Source organism: Fusobacterium ulcerans, assembly GCF_003019675.1.
Lineage (GTDB): Bacteria > Fusobacteriota > Fusobacteriia > Fusobacteriales > Fusobacteriaceae > Fusobacterium_A > Fusobacterium_A ulcerans.
On sequence record NZ_CP028105.1, the window covers coordinates 250934 to 268235 of the forward strand.

14 protein-coding genes are annotated in these 17302 nt (G+C 31.2%); all 14 read left to right on the plus strand.

Annotated features, from left to right (window positions below):
• The first annotated feature begins 5 nt into the window (after positions 1-5).
• On the plus strand, positions 6-1091 hold the full coding sequence (nusA, locus tag C4N20_RS01170; RefSeq protein WP_005981730.1) for a transcription termination factor NusA: 1086 nt from the start codon (positions 6-8) through the stop codon (positions 1089-1091).
• Positions 1084-1611: a DUF448 domain-containing protein gene (locus C4N20_RS01175; protein ID WP_005981729.1), complete on the plus strand. Its 528-nt coding sequence runs from the start codon at positions 1084-1086 to the stop codon at positions 1609-1611. Before nusA ends, C4N20_RS01175 begins: the two co-directional genes overlap by 8 nt.
• A gap of 20 nt (positions 1612-1631) precedes the next feature.
• Positions 1632-3869, plus strand: a complete 2238-nt coding sequence (infB, locus tag C4N20_RS01180; protein ID WP_005981727.1) for a translation initiation factor IF-2 — start codon at positions 1632-1634, stop codon at positions 3867-3869.
• A gap of 45 nt (positions 3870-3914) precedes the next feature.
• The gene (gene rbfA / locus C4N20_RS01185; RefSeq protein WP_005981725.1) at positions 3915-4262 is read left to right on the plus strand and encodes a 30S ribosome-binding factor RbfA; all 348 of its coding nucleotides are present in this window, start codon (positions 3915-3917) and stop codon (positions 4260-4262) included.
• Positions 4263-4266: 4 nt separating this feature from the next.
• On the plus strand, positions 4267-5988 hold the full coding sequence (gene recJ, locus C4N20_RS01190) for a single-stranded-DNA-specific exonuclease RecJ (protein ID WP_227372257.1): 1722 nt from the start codon (positions 4267-4269) through the stop codon (positions 5986-5988).
• Positions 5989-6002: 14 nt separating this feature from the next.
• A complete protein-coding gene (tig, locus tag C4N20_RS01195) occupies positions 6003-7289 on the plus strand; it encodes a trigger factor (protein WP_005981723.1) in 1287 nt (428 codons plus the stop codon).
• Positions 7290-7396: 107 nt separating this feature from the next.
• Complete coding sequence (clpP, locus tag C4N20_RS01200) at positions 7397-7972, plus strand: ATP-dependent Clp endopeptidase proteolytic subunit ClpP (RefSeq protein ID WP_005981721.1); 576 nt, start codon at positions 7397-7399, stop codon at positions 7970-7972.
• Between the two features lie 11 nt (positions 7973-7983).
• Positions 7984-9234: an ATP-dependent Clp protease ATP-binding subunit ClpX gene (gene clpX / locus C4N20_RS01205; RefSeq protein ID WP_005981719.1), complete on the plus strand. Its 1251-nt coding sequence runs from the start codon at positions 7984-7986 to the stop codon at positions 9232-9234.
• A gap of 13 nt (positions 9235-9247) precedes the next feature.
• Entirely contained in the window at positions 9248-11557 is a 2310-nt protein-coding gene (lon, locus tag C4N20_RS01210; protein ID WP_005981717.1) for an endopeptidase La, read from the plus strand.
• 21 nt (positions 11558-11578) lie between these two features.
• On the plus strand, positions 11579-12169 hold the full coding sequence (gene yihA / locus C4N20_RS01215; RefSeq protein ID WP_005981715.1) for a ribosome biogenesis GTP-binding protein YihA/YsxC: 591 nt from the start codon (positions 11579-11581) through the stop codon (positions 12167-12169).
• A 34-nt stretch (positions 12170-12203) separates the two neighbouring features.
• Positions 12204-14864: a valine--tRNA ligase gene (locus tag C4N20_RS01220; RefSeq protein ID WP_005981713.1), complete on the plus strand. Its 2661-nt coding sequence runs from the start codon at positions 12204-12206 to the stop codon at positions 14862-14864.
• A 78-nt stretch (positions 14865-14942) separates the two neighbouring features.
• Positions 14943-15257 carry a hypothetical protein gene (locus tag C4N20_RS01225; RefSeq protein WP_005981711.1) on the plus strand — a complete coding sequence of 105 codons (315 nt, stop codon included), beginning with the start codon at positions 14943-14945 and terminating at the stop codon, positions 15255-15257.
• 85 nt (positions 15258-15342) lie between these two features.
• On the plus strand, positions 15343-16125 hold the full coding sequence (locus C4N20_RS01230) for a Cof-type HAD-IIB family hydrolase (protein ID WP_005981709.1): 783 nt from the start codon (positions 15343-15345) through the stop codon (positions 16123-16125).
• Between the two features lie 297 nt (positions 16126-16422).
• Positions 16423-17295, plus strand: a complete 873-nt coding sequence (locus C4N20_RS01235) for a LysR family transcriptional regulator (protein WP_005950969.1) — start codon at positions 16423-16425, stop codon at positions 17293-17295.
• Positions 17296-17302 lie beyond the last annotated feature (7 nt).

Below are 17302 nucleotides of genomic sequence, written 5' to 3' on the forward strand. Positions count from 1 at the left end.
ATAATATGAAAAGTAAAGACGCTAAAGTTTTTTTAGAAGCCCTAGATGAATTAGAAAGAGAAAAAGGAATAAGTAAAGAAAATCTTCTTTTAACTGTTGAACAAGCTCTTTTGGCAGCTTACAAAAAAAATCATGGTGAAGAGGAAAATGTAGAAGTTGAAATCAACAGAGAAACTGGTGATGTAAAACTTTATGAGGTAAAAACTGTTGTAGAAACTGAAGACCTTTATGATGCAGCTATTGAAATCTCTCTTGATGATGCTCAAGAAATTAAAAAGAGAGTAAAAGTTGGTGATATAGTAAGAATAGAAATCAACTGTGAAGAGTTTAGAAGAAATGCTATCCAAAATGGAAAACAAATAGTTATCCAAAAAGTAAGAGAAGCTGAAAGACAATATATTTATGACAGATTCAAGGGAAAAGAAAATGATATCATTAATGGTATTATTAGAAGAATCGATGAGAAGAAAAATATATTTGTTGAGTTTGATGGTATAGAAGCTATCCTTCCTACCACTGAACAATCTCCAGCAGATACTTATAGAGTAGGAGAAAGACTTAAAGTATTCTTAGCAGAAGTTGAGAAAACTAATAAATTCCCTAAAATAGTTATTTCTAGAAAGCATGAAGGATTATTGAAAAAATTATTTGAACTTGAAATACCAGAAATTACATCTGGATTGATAGAAATAAAAGCAGTTGCCAGAGAAGCTGGTTCAAGAGCTAAAGTCGCTGTATATTCAGCTGATCCTAATATTGACACTGTAGGAGCATGTATAGGTCAAAAAGGACTTAGAATAAAAAATATAGTTAATGAATTAAATGGAGAAAAAATAGATATTGTTATTTGGAAAGAATCTGTTGAAGAATTTGTTTCGGCAGTATTAAGTCCAGCAAAGGTAAAAAGTGTTGAAGTTATTGAAGATGAAAATACTGCAAGAGTTATTGTTGATAATTCACAATTATCTCTGGCTATTGGTAAAAACGGGCAAAATGCTAGACTTGCTGCCAAATTAACTGGTATGAGAGTTGATATAAAAACTGAGAATAGTTCTAAAGAGGATTCTTTAGAAGGAGAACAAAGTGAGTAATCAGGATTTTCCAGAAAGAACTTGCTTGATCTGTAAGGATAAAAAAGATAAAAAAGATTTATTCAGATTGGTTAAAGCAGGGGATGATAAGTATGTTTTTGATGAAAAACAAAAGCAGCAAAGCAGAGGCTACTATGTCTGTAAAACTCATGAATGTCTTCAAAGACTTGCTAAGCATAAGAAGATAAAAATGAACACAGATGACCTGATGAAGATGTTGAGTCTTTTAAAAAAGGGAGAAAAGGACTATTTGAATATTTTGAAAGCAATGAAAAATTCACAAGTTTTATCTTTTGGAATGAATATGGTTTTAGATGAGATAGAGCATACTCATTTCTTAGTTCTGGCACAAGATATAAGCGAAAAAAATGAAAAAAAACTTTTGCTTAAAGCTAAAGAACTAAATATAAACTTTGTTTATTTTGGAAATAAAAATCAACTTGGAGATATTTTTGGCAAAGATGAAGTAAGTGTCGTCGGTGTTAAAAATAAAAAAATAGCCCGTGGCCTCATAAATTAACCTAATTTAGGAGGTAATTAATGAAAGTAAGAGTACATGAATTAGCTAAAAAATACGATATGGGAAATAAAGAGTTTTTAAATCTTTTAAAAGATGATATTAAAATTACTGTTTCATCTCATTTATCTGGTTTAGCTGAGGAAGATGTGAAAAAAATAGATAAATATTTTGAAAATATAAATAATAATAAAGAAGAAATGATTGTGAAGCCTGAAAAAACGACTTCAAATGGAAAAGGAGATAGTTTGAATAAAAAGGTTGTAGAAACAGAAACAGATGATATATTTGAAGAAGAAGGATTAGGTAACGGTAAAAAATCTCAACAAATAAAAATTGGAAAAGATAAGAAAAACTGGAAAGGAGCTAAACCAGCTTCTGGAGAGAAAACTACTGATGATGAAAAATCTAAAAAAAATAAAAAGAAAAAAGGAAGAAGAACTGACTTTGTTATGAAAACTGTTGATAATGCTGGTTCTGAAACTATTGAAGAAGATGGAGTAAAAATAATCAAGGTAAGAGGAGAGATCACTTTAGGTGATTTTGCATCAAGACTTGGTGTAGGTAGTGCTGAAATAATTAAAAAGCTTTTCCTTAAAGGACAAATGCTTACTATAAACAGCCCTATATCTATAGAGATGGCTGAAGAAATAGCTATGGATTATGATGCTTTAGTTGAAAAAGAAGAAGAAGTAGAATTAGAGTTTGGAGAAAAATTTGCTCTTGAGCTTGAAGACAAAGATGAAGATCTTGTTGAAAGACCTCCTGTTATTACTATTATGGGACACGTTGACCATGGTAAGACATCATTGCTTGATGCTATTAGAGCAAGTAATGTAGTTTCTGGAGAAGATGGTGGAATTACTCAAAAGATTGGAGCTTATCAAGTTGTTAAAAGTGGTAAAAAAATCACTTTCGTTGACACTCCTGGACATGAGGCTTTTACTGATATGAGAGCCAGAGGAGCACAAGTTACTGATATTGCTATATTAGTTGTTGCTGCTGATGATGGAGTTATGCCACAAACAATAGAAGCTCTGTCACATGCAAAAGCTGCTAATGTTCCTATTATTGTTGCAGTAAATAAAATTGATAAACCTGAAGCTAACCCACAAAAAGTAAAACAAGAGCTTATGGAACATGGACTTGTTTCTATTGAATGGGGAGGAGATACTGAATTTGTTGAAGTATCTGCTAAAAAACAATTAAACCTTGATACATTGCTTGATACTATACTTATCACAGCTGAGATTCTTGAACTTAAAGCTAACCCTAAGAAAAGAGCTAAAGGAGTTGTTCTTGAATCTAAACTTGATCCTAAAGTTGGACCTATCGCAGACATTCTTGTTCAAGAGGGTACACTAAAAATAGGTGATGTTATAGTTGCTGGAGAAGTTTATGGTAAAGTAAGAGCATTGATTAATGATAGAGGAGAAAGAGTAGAAAAAGTAGAACTTTCTCAGCCAGCTGAAATTATTGGTTTCAACCAAGTACCTCAAGCTGGAGATACTATGTATGTTATTCAAAATGAACAACATGCTAAAAGAATTGTTGAAGAAGTGGCCAAGGAGAGAAAACTTTCTGAAACTAGTAAGAAGACTATCTCGCTTGAATCATTATCAGAGCAATTTGATCATGAAAACCTTAAAGAACTTAACCTTGTATTAAGAGCTGATTCTAGAGGTTCTGTAGAAGCGTTAAGAGAATCATTGATGAAACTTTCAACTAATGAAGTTGCTGTTAATATTATTCAAGCTGCTTCTGGAGCAATTACAGAAAGTGACGTTAAACTTGCTGAAGTTTCAAATGCTATTATAATAGGTTTCCATGTAAGACCTACTACAAAAGCTATAAAAGAAGCTGATGTTAATGGTGTTGAAATAAGAACTTCAAATATCATTTATCACATCACTGAAGATATAGAGAAAGCTCTGACTGGTATGCTTGAACCTGAGTTCAAAGAAATATACCTTGGAAGAATTGAAATCAAAAAAGTATTTAAAGTTTCTAAAGTTGGAAACATAGCTGGATGCGTTGTTGTTGACGGAAAAGTTAAAAATGACTCAAATATCAGAATACTAAGAGATGGAATAGTTATGTATGAAGGAAAACTTTCTTCATTGAAAAGATATAAAGATGATGCTAAAGAAGTAGTTGCAGGACAAGAATGTGGACTTGGAGTAGAAAACTTTAACGATATCAAAGAAGGAGATATTGTTGAGGCATTTGAAATCCAAGAAATTAAAAGAACTCTGAAATAAGAAATAACTAGATCAATAGTTCATATAGAAAGAGAGTGATGAAAAATGAAAAGACAAAGATTAGCAGGAATAGAAAAAGAAATGGCTAGAGTTATATCTCAAGCTCTTCTTGAAGAAGTAAAAAATCCAAAAATAAAAGGTATTGTATCAGTTACAAGTGTGCATGTTACTGAAGACCTAAAATTTGCAGATGTATTTTTTAGTGTAATGGGACAGGAAGATGTAAATACTGATGAAGTATTAGAAGGATTAAATCAAATAAAAGGATTTCTAAGAAAAAGAGTAGCTGAAGAGATCGAAATCAGATATATCCCTGAAATAAGAGTTAAAATAGATGACTCTATTGAACATGCAGTAAAAATATCAAAACTTTTAAATGATTTGAAAAGGTAGTGGTATGATGCATTGGGAATATAGTTCGCTACCTCAGACTCTTATTGATACTAAGGCTGCTCAATGGAAGAAGAATAGATTACTTACTACCTTATTACTCAATAGAGGCTTTGAAGATGGAAAAAAAGCAGATGAATTTATAAGCCCAAAAATTTCTGATTTTAGAGACCCTTTCAAATTTGAAAAAATGGAAAAAGTAGTAGATAAAATTTTAGAAAAAAGAGAAAAAAAGGAAAAAGTTTTTATTTATGGAGATTATGATGTTGATGGAATAACAGCAGCTGTATTTCTTGTTCTAGTCTTCAGAAACATTGGAATAGAAGTAGACTATTACATTCCCAATAGAATGGAAGAAGGCTATGGACTGGATAAAAAAACCATTGACTTCATTAATAAAGAGAAGGGAAAACTGGTTATCACTGTTGATACTGGTGTCAATTCTATAGAAGATGTAAAATATGCAGAGAGTTTAGGGATAGATGTGATAGTCACTGACCATCATAAAAGTATAAAAGAGGAGGAAGATGATCATCTCCTTCTCTTGAATCCCAAATTAAGTGATACTTATGAATTCAAATACCTGTCTGGAGCTGGAGTTGCTTTAAAAGTAGCTCAGGGTGTATATCAAAAACTTAAAATTGATATAAAAGACCTGCACCAGTATATGGATATAGTTATGATTGGCACGGTTGCTGATGTTGTTCCTATGACAGATGAAAACAGAATAATAATTAAACAGGGTCTTAGAGCTTTGAAAAAAACTAAAGTAAAAGGGCTTATGTATCTTTTGAAATATCTTAAATTTCAAAATAAAACTATAAATACAACAGATGTAAGTTACTTTATATCTCCTCTAATCAATTCTCTTGGAAGAGTAGGAATTTCCAAAATGGGAGCTGATTTTTTCTTGAAAGAGGATGATTTTGAAATCTATAATATAATAGAAGAAATGAAAAAATCAAATAAGAAAAGAAGAGAACTTGAAAAAAATATATATGATGAGGCCAATCAGGAAATTGCAAAAGTAGGACTTAAAAATCTTAAATGTATATTCTTAAGTTCAGAAAAATGGCATCCTGGAGTTATTGGTGTTGTGTCTTCAAGATTAAGTGTAAAATATAACATTCCTGTAACACTTGTCGCATTTAAAGATGGAATAGGAAAAGCATCTTGCAGAAGTGTAAAAGGAATAAGTGTTTTCAATATATTTCAGAATATGGGTAAAAAGCTTGTTAGATTTGGTGGACACGATCTTGCGGCTGGCTTCATAGTAAAGTCTGAAAATTTTGAAGAGGTAAAAAATATTTTTGAAGCAAGTATAGAAAATATAAAAATAGAAAAAGAAAAAAAGAGTTTGAAAATAGATACAGAATATTCTATTGAAAACATTGATGAAGATATGTTTGAGACTATGGAAAGTATATCACCATATGGGCTTGAAAATCCACATCCTTTATTTATTGATAGAGATCTTTCCTTTGAAACTATCAAAAAATTTGGTGTAGATGAAAGACATTTTAATGGAATAATAAGAAAAAATGGAAAAAATTATCATATGGTAGCATTCGATCTAGGTCATAAAATAAACGAAATAGAAGCTAAAATTCAAAAGTTTGATATTGTTTATTACCCTGAAAAAACTCTGTATAGAGGAGAGGAAATTTTTCAAATCAGGGTAAAAGATATTAAAATAAAAGACGATTTTTATGAAATTTTTACTAAATAGATCAAGGAGGAAAAATGAAACACGAAATCAAAAAATTAGAAAATTCAGCAGTAGAAATCAAAATTTCTCTTACTACTGAAGAAGTAAGTCCTATTAAAAATGAGGTATTAGCAGAACTTGCAGGTAAAGCAGAAGTTCCTGGATTCAGAAAAGGGAAAGCTCCTCTAGACAAAGTTGAAGCTCAATTCAAAGATGCTCTAAAAGAGGAAGTTACTGAGAAAGTTTTACATAAATACTATGAAGAAGTAGTGAAAGCTGAAAACATCATGCCTATAAGCTATATTCACAGTGTAGTAACTAACCTTAATGATGCTTTTGATCTTACTTTCAAAGTTGATGTATATCCAACTGTTGAATTAGGAGAATATAAAGGATTAGAAGCTGAAAAAGAAACTTTTGAAATGACTGAAGAAGTTTTAAACAAAGAACTTGAAATCATGGTAAACAGCAAGTCTAAATTAGAAGATACTGAAGCTGGACACAAAGCTGAAATGGGAGATACTGTTGATCTTGCTTTTGAAGGATTTGTAGATGGTGTTCCTTTTGAAGGAGGAAAATCTGAATCTCATACTTTAAAATTAGGTTCTAAGATGTTTATTGATAATTTTGAAGACCAACTAGTTGGTTATACAGCTGGACAAGAAGGAGAAATTAATGTAACTTTCCCTGAGCAATATCACGCTGCTGATCTTGCTGGAAAACCTGCTGTTTTCAAAGTTAAAATCAACGCTATCAAAAAACTTGTTGTTCCTGAACTAAATGAAGAATTAGCTAAAGAATTAGGATTTGAATCTATTGAAGATCTTAAAGCTAAAAAAACTGAAGAAATCAAAGCTAGAGAAGAAGCTAGAATCAAAAATGAGTACATTGGTAAATTATTAGATAAAGTTGCTGCTAGTTCAAAAGTAGAAGTTCCTTTCTCTATGGTAGCTACTGAAGTTAAAAATAGAATCTCTGAAATGGAAAACCAACTTTCAGCTCAAGGTATAGGAATGGATATGTACCTACAAATGACTGGAATGGACAGAGCTAAATTAGAAAATCAAATCGCTCCTATGGCTGCTGGAAAAGTAAAAGTAGATCTTATACTTGAAGCTATAGCTAAAGCTGAAAACTTAGAAGTTTCTGAAGAAGAAGTTACTGCTAAAATGACAGAAGTTGCTAAATATTATGGAATGGATTTAGCTAAATTAGAAGAAGAATTAAAAACTCACAACAACTATGATAACTTTAAATATACATTAAAAGGTGAATGTATGATGCAAAAAGCTATCAACCTTTTAGTTGAAACTGCAAAATAATAATCACAATACTATAGGAAGCAGCTAGCTGCTTCCTATAGCTTAAATAAATAACTGAATAATGGAGAAATCTATCATTTTGTTATTTATTTAAGGAGGTAATATTTATGTATAGTCCAACAGTAGTAGAAAGTACAGGTAGATCAGAAAGGGCCTATGATATATATTCAAGACTTTTAAAAGATAGGATAATATTCTTAGGAACAGAAATAGATGATAATGTAGCAAATGCAATTGTGGCACAACTTCTTTTTCTTGAAGCTGAAGATCCTGATAAAGATATCATTATGTATATAAATAGTCCTGGTGGAGTAGTTACAGCAGGAATGGCTATATATGATACTATGAACTATATAAAACCTGATGTACAAACTGTCTGCATTGGTCAGGCAGCAAGTATGGGTGCTCTTCTTTTAGGGGCTGGAGCAAAAGGAAAAAGATATGCTCTAGAACATTCTAGAATAATGATTCACCAACCTTTAGGTGGAGCAAGAGGTCAGGCGACAGATATAGAAATACAGGCAAAAGAAATATTGAGAATGAAAGAGATGCTATCTCAAATAATGGCTGACTGCACAGGAAAATCACTTTCAGAAATCCTAAATGATACTGAAAGAGACAACTATATGTCAGCTGAAGAAGCAAAAAATTATGGTCTTATTGATCAAGTCTTTAAAAAATAAAGGAGAATGATATGAGTAAAAAAGCTAGATGTTCCTTCTGTGGAAGTACTGAAAATGAAGTTTCTAAATTATTCAGTGGAATAGATGGAGCTCTTATCTGTGACAGATGTATAGAAAGCTGTTTTGATATCCTTGAACTTTCTAACGAAAAAATGGGAGAAAAACTTCCAGAAGATATATCACCAGATTCTCTTTTGACACCAAAGGAGATAAAAGAAAAACTTGATGAATATGTAATTGGACAGGATGAAACAAAGAAAATCCTTTCAGTTGCCGTATATAATCATTATAAAAGAATATTAGATAAAAATACTCAGGAAAATGAGGATAATAATGTAGAGCTTCAAAAATCTAATGTCCTTTTAATCGGACCTACTGGTTCTGGTAAAACTCTTCTAGCACAAACTCTTGCAAGATGTCTAAGTGTGCCTTTTGCAATAGCTGATGCTACTACTCTTACTGAAGCAGGATATGTAGGAGATGACGTTGAGAATGTATTAGTAAGACTTCTGCAAGCTGCTGATTATGATGTAGATGCTGCTGAAAGAGGAATTATTTATATAGATGAAATAGATAAAATAGCAAGAAAATCAGAAAATGTATCTATTACAAGAGATGTTTCTGGTGAAGGAGTGCAACAGTCTCTTCTAAAAATAATAGAAGGAACTAAATCACAAGTACCACCTCAAGGTGGAAGAAAACATCCTAATCAGGAGCTTATTGAAATAGATACAGCAAATATCCTTTTCATAGTAGGAGGAGCTTTTGAAGGACTTGAAAAAGTAATAAAATCAAGAACTAATAAAAAAGTTATAGGTTTTGGTGCTGATGTAAAGAGTGAAACTGACGAAAGGGTTGGAGAAGTATTTATAAAAGTTTTACCTGAAGATTTGGTAAGACAAGGAATAATTCCAGAATTAGTTGGAAGACTTCCTGTTATAACTACTTTAAAAGATCTTGATGAAAAAGCTCTTATCAGAATACTTACAGAACCTAAAAACGCAATCGTTAAGCAGTACAAAAAACTGTTTGATTTAGAAGGAGTAGATTTAGAGTTTACTCCAGAAGCACTTAAAAAAATCGCCGTTCTTGCTCTTGAAAGAAAAATAGGAGCAAGAGGTCTTAGAGCAATAATAGAACAAACTATGCTTGAATTAATGTACGAAGTTCCTTCTGATGATTCTATATCTAAGGTTACAATTGGAGAAGAAGCCGTCCTTGATTCAACAAAAGCTATTATTGAAAAAGAACAAAAAAATTAGGAGGGATAACTTTATGAGTAAAACACTATTTTTACCTACTAGGGACTTAGTTATCTTCCCAGGTATAGTAACACCTATATATGTAGGTAGAGTAAAAAGTATCAATACACTGGAATCAGCTGTAAACAGCAAAAGCAAATTAGTACTAGGGATGCAGAAGGATCCTTCTAAAGAGAATCCTGATTTTCCTGAAGATATATACAATATTGGAGTAATAGTCAACATACTTCAAATAGTTAAAATGCCTAACAATAACATAAAAGTATTGGTAGAAGCAGAAGATAGAGTAACTATTGATGGAATAGAGGTAGGAGAGACTGAATATAAAGCTACATATAAAATTTTGAAATGTACTAATGGAAAAACTAAAGAAACTGAGGCAGTATATAGAAAAGTTTTAAGCTACTTTGAAAAATATGTAGGTTTAACTGGGAAGATATCTTCAGAACTTTTAGTCAACCTAAAAGGTATCAAAGATATTAATAATGCTTTTGATATTATTTCATCTAATCTTCCTGTAAAAAGTGAAATAAGACAGGAACTTTTAGAAATATTTGATATCAAAGAAAGAGGATATAAGCTATTAGAACTTCTTACTAACGAAATGGAAATAGCTTCTCTTGAAAAGAAAATAGATGATAAAGTAAAAACAAAAATGAACGAAGCTCAAAAAGCTTACTACATAAAAGAAAAAATATCTGCTATGAAAGAAGAATTGGGAGATTATTCACAAGATGATGATATGCTTGATCTTGTTGAAAAACTAAAGAAAGCTAAACTTCCTAAAGAAGTTAAACAAAAACTTGATGTTGAGATGAAAAAGCTTTCTAAAATGCCTCCATTCTCTGCTGAAGCAACAGTATCAAGAAATTATATTGAAACTGTACTTGATCTTCCATGGGAAAAAACTACTAAAGATATTCTTGACTTGAAAAAAGCCAATGAAATTTTAGAAAGAGATCACTATGGATTAAAAGATGCTAAAAACAGAGTTTTAGATTATCTTTCTGTGAAGAAACTTAATCCAAATATGAAAGGTGGAATCCTTTGTCTTGCAGGACCTCCTGGAATAGGAAAAACTTCCCTTGTTAAGTCTATAGCTGATGCTATGGGAAGAAAATTTGTAAGAGTGTCTCTTGGTGGAGTAAGAGATGAAGCTGAAATAAGAGGACACAGAAGAACATATATTGGTTCTATGCCTGGTAAACTTATCAAAGCTATGAAAGATGCTGGAACTAAAAACCCTGTTATCTTGCTGGATGAAATAGATAAAATGTCTAATGACTACAAAGGAGATCCAGCTTCAGCTATGCTTGAAGTACTTGATCCTGAACAAAACAGCCATTTTGAAGATCACTACGTTGATATGCCTTTTGACCTTTCAAAAGTATTCTTTGTAGCAACAGCAAATGATCTTAGAAATGTTTCTCCTCCTTTGAGAGACAGAATGGAAATAATAAATATCTCTTCATATACAGAGTTTGAAAAACTTCATATAGCTAAAAAATATCTTATCAAACAAGCTAAAGAAGAAAATGGACTTAAAGATTATGATATTCATATTCCTGATAGTGTCATCATGAAAATTATTGATGAATATACTAGAGAAGCTGGAGTAAGAAATCTAAAAAGAGAAATTATAACTCTTTGCAGAAAAATAGCTAGAGAAGTAGTTGAGCAAAAGAAAAAGAAATTCACAATAAAAAGCTCAAGTCTTGAAAAACTTTTAGGAAAACCTAAATTCAGACCTGAAAAGGCTAAGGAAAAACAACCTAAACAAGGTGTAGTAAATGGATTAGCATGGACTTCTGTAGGAGGAGTTACTCTTGAAGTACAAGGAGTCTCTATCCCTGGTAAAGGAGAAATATCTCTAACTGGAACATTAGGAAATGTAATGAAAGAATCAGCTCAAGTAGCATTTACTTATGTAAAAGCTAACCTTGATAAATATAAATTAGAAAACCCAGAATTCTTTGAAAAGAAGAATATACATCTTCACTTCCCAGAGGGAGCAACACCTAAAGATGGTCCTTCTGCTGGTATAACTATTGTTACAGCTATACTTTCTGTCCTTACTGGAAGACAGGTAAGACAGGATATAGCAATGACTGGTGAAGTTACTATTACTGGAGATGTCCTAGCAATAGGCGGAGTAAAAGAAAAAGTTATAGGAGCTCACAGAGCTGGTATCAGAGAAGTTATCCTTCCTGATGACAATAGAATGGATGAAAGTGATATTCCTTCTGAAGTAGCAAAAACTATGACTATCCACTTTGCTAAAACATATGATGATGTAGAAAAACTGGTTTTTGCAGACAAATAATTTTTTAAGTGAGGAAGATTTATGAATGTAAAACAGGCAGATTTTGTTAAATCGGCAGTTTATGAAAAAGATTACCCAGAGCAATTAAATAATATGGAATTTGCTTTTGTAGGAAGATCTAATGTAGGAAAATCCTCTTTAATCAACAGCATTACTGGTAGAAAAAAATTGGCAAAAACAAGTAAAACTCCAGGAAGGACTCAACTTATAAACTATTTCAAAATAAATAATGAATTCTTTATAGTTGACCTTCCAGGATATGGATTTGCCAAAGTACCTAAAGAGATGAAGGCTGAATGGGGAAAAACAATGGATAGATATATTGCCAGTCCAAGAAAAAAACTGGTATTTGTCCTTTTAGATATAAGAAGAATCCCTAGTCAGGAAGATATAGAAATGCTTGTATATCTTGATCACCATGATATCCCTTTTAAAATAATTTTTACTAAAATAGATAAAGTTTCAAATAATGAAAAATTTAAAGTAATGAAAGAAATAAAGAAAAAGATAGAATTTCATAATGAGGATGTTTTCTTTCATTCTTCACTTTCAGATAATGGAAAAGAAGATATTCTTAATTTTATAGAAACTATGTTGGAAAAGAATGATTAAATATTATATATAAGTTTATTGGGAGGAATTTTAAATGGAAGAACTTAATAAGACTTATTCCCCTAAGGAAATAGAGTCAAAATGGTATAAGATCTGGGAAGATTCTAAATACTTTGCAGGAAAAATGGAAGAAGGAAAAGAAAGCTATTCAATAGTTATCCCTCCTCCAAACGTCACTGGTATACTTCATATGGGGCATATACTTAATAACTCTATCCAAGATACTCTAGTAAGATATAAGAGAATGTGTGGTTATAATACTTTATGGCTTCCAGGATGTGACCATGCTGGAATAGCTACTCAAAATAAAGTTGAAAGAAAACTTGCTGAAGAGGGATTAAAAAAAGAAGATTTAGGAAGAGAAAAATTTATTGAAGAAACTTGGAAATGGAAAGAAAAGCATGGTGGTATTATCACTACTCAATTAAGAAAAATTGGTGCTTCTCTTGACTGGGACAGAGAAAGATTTACAATGGATGAAGGACTTTCAAAAGCTGTAAGAGAAATATTTGTTCACTTATATAATGATGGACTTATCTATCAAGGTGAATACATGGTAAACTGGTGCCCAAGATGTGGTACTGCTCTTGCTGACGATGAAGTTGAACATGTGGAAAAAGATGGTCATTTATGGCATGTTAAATATCCAGTAAAAGATTCTGATGAATTTATAATAATAGCTACTTCAAGACCTGAAACAATGCTGGCTGACGTAGCAGTTGCTGTACATCCTGAAGATGACAGATATAAACACCTTATAGGAAAAAAACTTATCCTTCCATTAGTAGGAAGAGAAATTCCTGTAATAGCTGATGATTATGTAGATAGAGAATTTGGAACTGGAGCTCTTAAAATAACTCCTGCTCATGACCCTAATGACTTTAATGTAGGGAAAAAACATGATCTTCCTATAATCAACATGCTTACAAAAGAAGCTACAGTTACTGATGAATTTCCTAAATATGCTGGACTAGACAGATTTGAAGCTAGAAAAGTAATGGTTGAAGAATTAAAAGAAACTGGAGCTCTTATTAAAGTAGAAAATATAAAACACAATGTAGGTCAATGCTATAGATGTCAAACTGTAGTTGAACCAAGAGTTTCTAAACAATGGTTTGTAAAAACTGAAACTTTAGCTCAAAAAGCTTTGGAAGTAGTAAGAAATGGTGAAATAAAAATCATGCCTAAGAGAATGGAGAAAATCTATTACAACTGGCTTGAAAATATAAGAGACTGGTGTATCTCAAGACAACTTTGGTGGGGACATAGAATCCCAGCATGGTATGGTCCTGATAAGTACATATTTGTAGCAAGAGATGAAAATGAAGCTAAAGAAATGGCTGTTAAACATTATGGAAAAGAAATGGAATTAATTCAGGAAGAAGATGTACTAGATACTTGGTTCTCATCTGCATTATGGCCTTTCTCTACAATGGGATGGCCTGAAAAAACTAAAGAACTTGAAACTTTCTATCCTACATCTACACTTGTAACAGGAGCAGATATCATCTTCTTCTGGGTAGCTAGAATGATCATGTTTGGGCTTTATGAAATGAAAGAGATTCCTTTCAAAGATGTATTCTTCCACGGAATTGTAAGAGATGAGCTTGGTAGAAAAATGTCTAAATCATTAGGAAATTCTCCTGATCCATTGAATTTAATAGAAGAATTCGGAGCAGATGCTATCAGATTCTCTATGATATATAACACATCTCAAGGGCAAGATGTACACTTCTCTGAGAAACTTCTTGAAATGGGAAGAAACTTTGCTAACAAAATATGGAACGTTGCAAGATTTGTTATCATGAACCTTGAAGGATTTGATGTAAAATCTGTAAATAAAGAAGAGCTTAAACTTGAATTGGTTGATAAATGGATATTCTCTAGAATGAATGAAACTTCTAAAGAAGTAGCTGACTACATTGATAAATTCCAATTAGATGACGCTGCTAAGGCTGTTTATGAATTCTTAAGAGGAGACTTCTGTGACTGGTATGTTGAACTTGCAAAAGTAAGACTATACAATGATGATGAAGCTGGAAAAGCATCTAAAACAACTGCTCAATATGTACTTTGGACAGTATTGGAAGCTGGACTTAGAATGCTTCACCCATTTATGCCGTTCATAACAGAAGAGATCTGGCAGAAAATTAAAGTTGAAGGAGATTCTATTATGATACAGCAATATCCTGTAGCTGATGAATCACTAATCAACAGAGACATAGAAAATTCATTTGAGTATATTAAAGATGTTATTTCTTCTTTAAGAAACATTAAAGCTGAAATGGGAATCTCTCCAGCTAAAGAAGTAAAAGTTGTTATCAAAACTTCTGATGAAATGGAACTAAAAACTCTTGAAGACAACTACATTTTCATAACTAAGTTAGCTAAAATAGAAGAACTTAAGTATGGTAAAGATATGGAAAAACCTGAACAAAGTGGATTCAGAGTAGCTGGAAATTCTGAAGTATATATGATACTTACTGGACTTTTAAATGCTGAAGTAGAAATCAAAAAAATTCAAGAACAGATAGAAAAAGTACAAAAAGATCTTGATAAAGTTAATGCTAAACTTTCTGATGAAAGATTTACTTCTAAAGCTCCTGCCCATATTCTGGAGAGAGAAAGAAGAATTCAAAAAGAACATCAAGATAAGATGGATAAACTTACTGAGAACCTTAAAAACTTTATGTAATATTAAAAATCTATTTTAAAAAACTTAAGAAAGTTGTATAATGAAATTGTAGAAGGCTTTTTTAAGGAGGTAGATCTTATGAATTTACAAGAGATGGTTTTCAGAGCCCTTTTGGACTTCGAAGCTCAAGGGGAAATATATATAGAAAAAGAGAGAGTAACACTTGGCTGTATGGCTAATGGAAGTGAAATGGAAACTGTAAGAAAGTTTTTAAATACTGTTGAACTACAGGAAAAATTTAAAGATTATCCTTTAAGTGAAATCAATAACGCTGTACAAAGTCTTGTAGAAAAAGATTTTATAAAAGCTAGAAGAGTTACTACTACTACTGGTGTTAACTTCTATGAAATTCTAAATAGTGAATGTGATTTAGAAGAGTTCTTAGAGGGATAAAAGTATTTTATTTTGAGAAAATAGGGCTGGCTCAAAAGTTAATTTTGACCAGCCTATTATTTTATCTTTATTTAAGGAGGATTAAATGATAAAAGCTGTATTTTTTGATATTGATGGAACTCTTGTAAGTTTTAATACTCATAAAGTTCCTGAAAGTACAATGAAAGCTTTTGAGCTGCTTCATGAGAAGGGAATAAAAACATTTGTTGCAACAGGAAGACATCCTTCAATTATGTCATTAGGCAACAATCTTGATCAATTAAAATTTGATGGCTATGTAACTCTTAATGGACAGTATTGTTTTAATGATAAAGAGATAATATATAAAAATAGTATATCTCCTGAAGATATAAAAAACCTTGTTGAATTTCTAAAAGACTATCCTCATCCTTGTGGTTTTGTAGAAGGAGATGGGGGAATGTATATTAATCATATAAATGATAATGTTAAAGCTGTTTTGGATGCTGTAAACCTTCCTATGCTTCCTATAAAGGATGTATCTAGAGCTTTAGAGAATGAAGTATTTCAGTTAAATCCTTATGTATCTCCTGAAGAGGAACATATTTTTATGAATGCATTAAAAAATTGTGAAGCTACAAGATGGAATCCACTATTTTTAGACGTCATCCCTGCTGGCGGAGGAAAACATGTAGCAGTGGAAAAAGTCAGAGAATATTATGGTTTTTCTAAAGAGGAAACTATGGCCTTTGGAGATGGGGGAAATGACATCACTATGCTTTCAAATGTAGGAATAGGAGTTGCCATGGGAAATGCTAATGATGATGTAAAAGAGATTGCTGATTATGTTACTGATACAGTAGATAATGATGGAATCTTTAAAGCTCTTAAGCATTTTTCTATTATTTAAAAAATATACAATTTTTTATATTAAATATATTAAAAAAACTCTTTTTATTAATTTTTTATTATTGTATCATTTCTAAAAATAAAGTTCAATATATAAAAAATTTATGTAACTGAACTTTTTATTTTAATTTTTAAAACTTATTGTATTAAATAAAAACATTATTCTATTTTTTTCAAAAAATAAAATAAAATATTTTAATTTTTTTTATAAAAAAGTTATGAAATATAAGATTTTTATGATAAAATAGATGTACGCATAGTTATTTATTACATATATATTTCTTTGGGGAGTGGTCAAATGGATTTACATTATTTAAAAATATTTTATGAAGTAGCAAAAGAGAAAAGTTTTACTAAGGCAGCAAGCAAACTTTACATCAATCAATCAGCTGTATCTATTCAAGTTAAAAAATTTGAAGAGATTTTAAATGCAAAACTTTTTGACAGAAGTTCTAAAAAAATTAAGCTTACTTATACTGGGGAAGCTCTATATAAAATGGCTGAAGATATATTCGACAAAGTTAAAAGAGCAGAAAAAGAAATATCTAGAATTATTGATCTGGATAGAGCTAGAATCTCTATAGGAGCTACATCTGTTATTGGTGAACCTCTTATCCCAAGATTAATGAAAGGATTTTCTAAGGCTCATGAAGAAATCGAGTATGATGTAACTATTGCTGATAAGGCATGGCTTTTAAAACTATTAAAAGAGGGAGATCTTGATATCCTGATCATAGATGAGGAACATATCACTGACTCTAACCTTGAAGTTTTAACTATTGAAAAAATGCCTTATGTTCTTGTAAGTAAAAAAGAGTATCATAGTATGGAAAGTGTGTCTAAAGATCCACTTATCACTAGAAAAACTATTCCTAATAATAATGAAGCTATTGCTGTAATTGAAGATAAATACAGAATATCTTTTGATACAAAGATATCTGTACTTGGAAACCTTGAAGTAATAAAAGGAATGGTAAGAGAAGAGATAGGAAATGTAATCCTTCCTTATTATGCAGTTCATAAAGAGATCGAAAGAGGAGAATTCAAAATAATCTATAAGGTTAATGAAGTAAAAGATGGATATCAGGTAGTTATCACAAAAGATAAGAAAAGCCTTATTCAAATTATCAAATTCATCAACTTTATACAGGATTACAAGATTCAATATTAGGAGGTTG

What these genes read in the sequence shown, in the direction of transcription:
- yihA (WP_005981715.1), top strand. Translation starts at nt 11,579, where the DNA reads ATGAATGTAAAACAGGCAGATTTTGTTAAATCGGCAGTTTATGAAAAA.
- C4N20_RS01220 (WP_005981713.1), top strand. Translation starts at nt 12,204, where the DNA reads ATGGAAGAACTTAATAAGACTTATTCCCCTAAGGAAATAGAGTCAAAA.
- C4N20_RS01235 (WP_005950969.1), top strand. Translation starts at nt 16,423, where the DNA reads ATGGATTTACATTATTTAAAAATATTTTATGAAGTAGCAAAAGAGAAA.
- rbfA (WP_005981725.1), top strand. Translation starts at nt 3,915, where the DNA reads ATGAAAAGACAAAGATTAGCAGGAATAGAAAAAGAAATGGCTAGAGTT.
- C4N20_RS01225 (WP_005981711.1), top strand. Translation starts at nt 14,943, where the DNA reads ATGAATTTACAAGAGATGGTTTTCAGAGCCCTTTTGGACTTCGAAGCT.
- C4N20_RS01230 (WP_005981709.1), top strand. Translation starts at nt 15,343, where the DNA reads ATGATAAAAGCTGTATTTTTTGATATTGATGGAACTCTTGTAAGTTTT.
- clpX (WP_005981719.1), top strand. Translation starts at nt 7,984, where the DNA reads ATGAGTAAAAAAGCTAGATGTTCCTTCTGTGGAAGTACTGAAAATGAA.
- nusA (WP_005981730.1), top strand. Translation starts at nt 6, where the DNA reads ATGAAAAGTAAAGACGCTAAAGTTTTTTTAGAAGCCCTAGATGAATTA.
- lon (WP_005981717.1), top strand. Translation starts at nt 9,248, where the DNA reads ATGAGTAAAACACTATTTTTACCTACTAGGGACTTAGTTATCTTCCCA.
- tig (WP_005981723.1), top strand. Translation starts at nt 6,003, where the DNA reads ATGAAACACGAAATCAAAAAATTAGAAAATTCAGCAGTAGAAATCAAA.
- clpP (WP_005981721.1), top strand. Translation starts at nt 7,397, where the DNA reads ATGTATAGTCCAACAGTAGTAGAAAGTACAGGTAGATCAGAAAGGGCC.
- infB (WP_005981727.1), top strand. Translation starts at nt 1,632, where the DNA reads ATGAAAGTAAGAGTACATGAATTAGCTAAAAAATACGATATGGGAAAT.
- recJ (WP_227372257.1), top strand. Translation starts at nt 4,267, where the DNA reads ATGATGCATTGGGAATATAGTTCGCTACCTCAGACTCTTATTGATACT.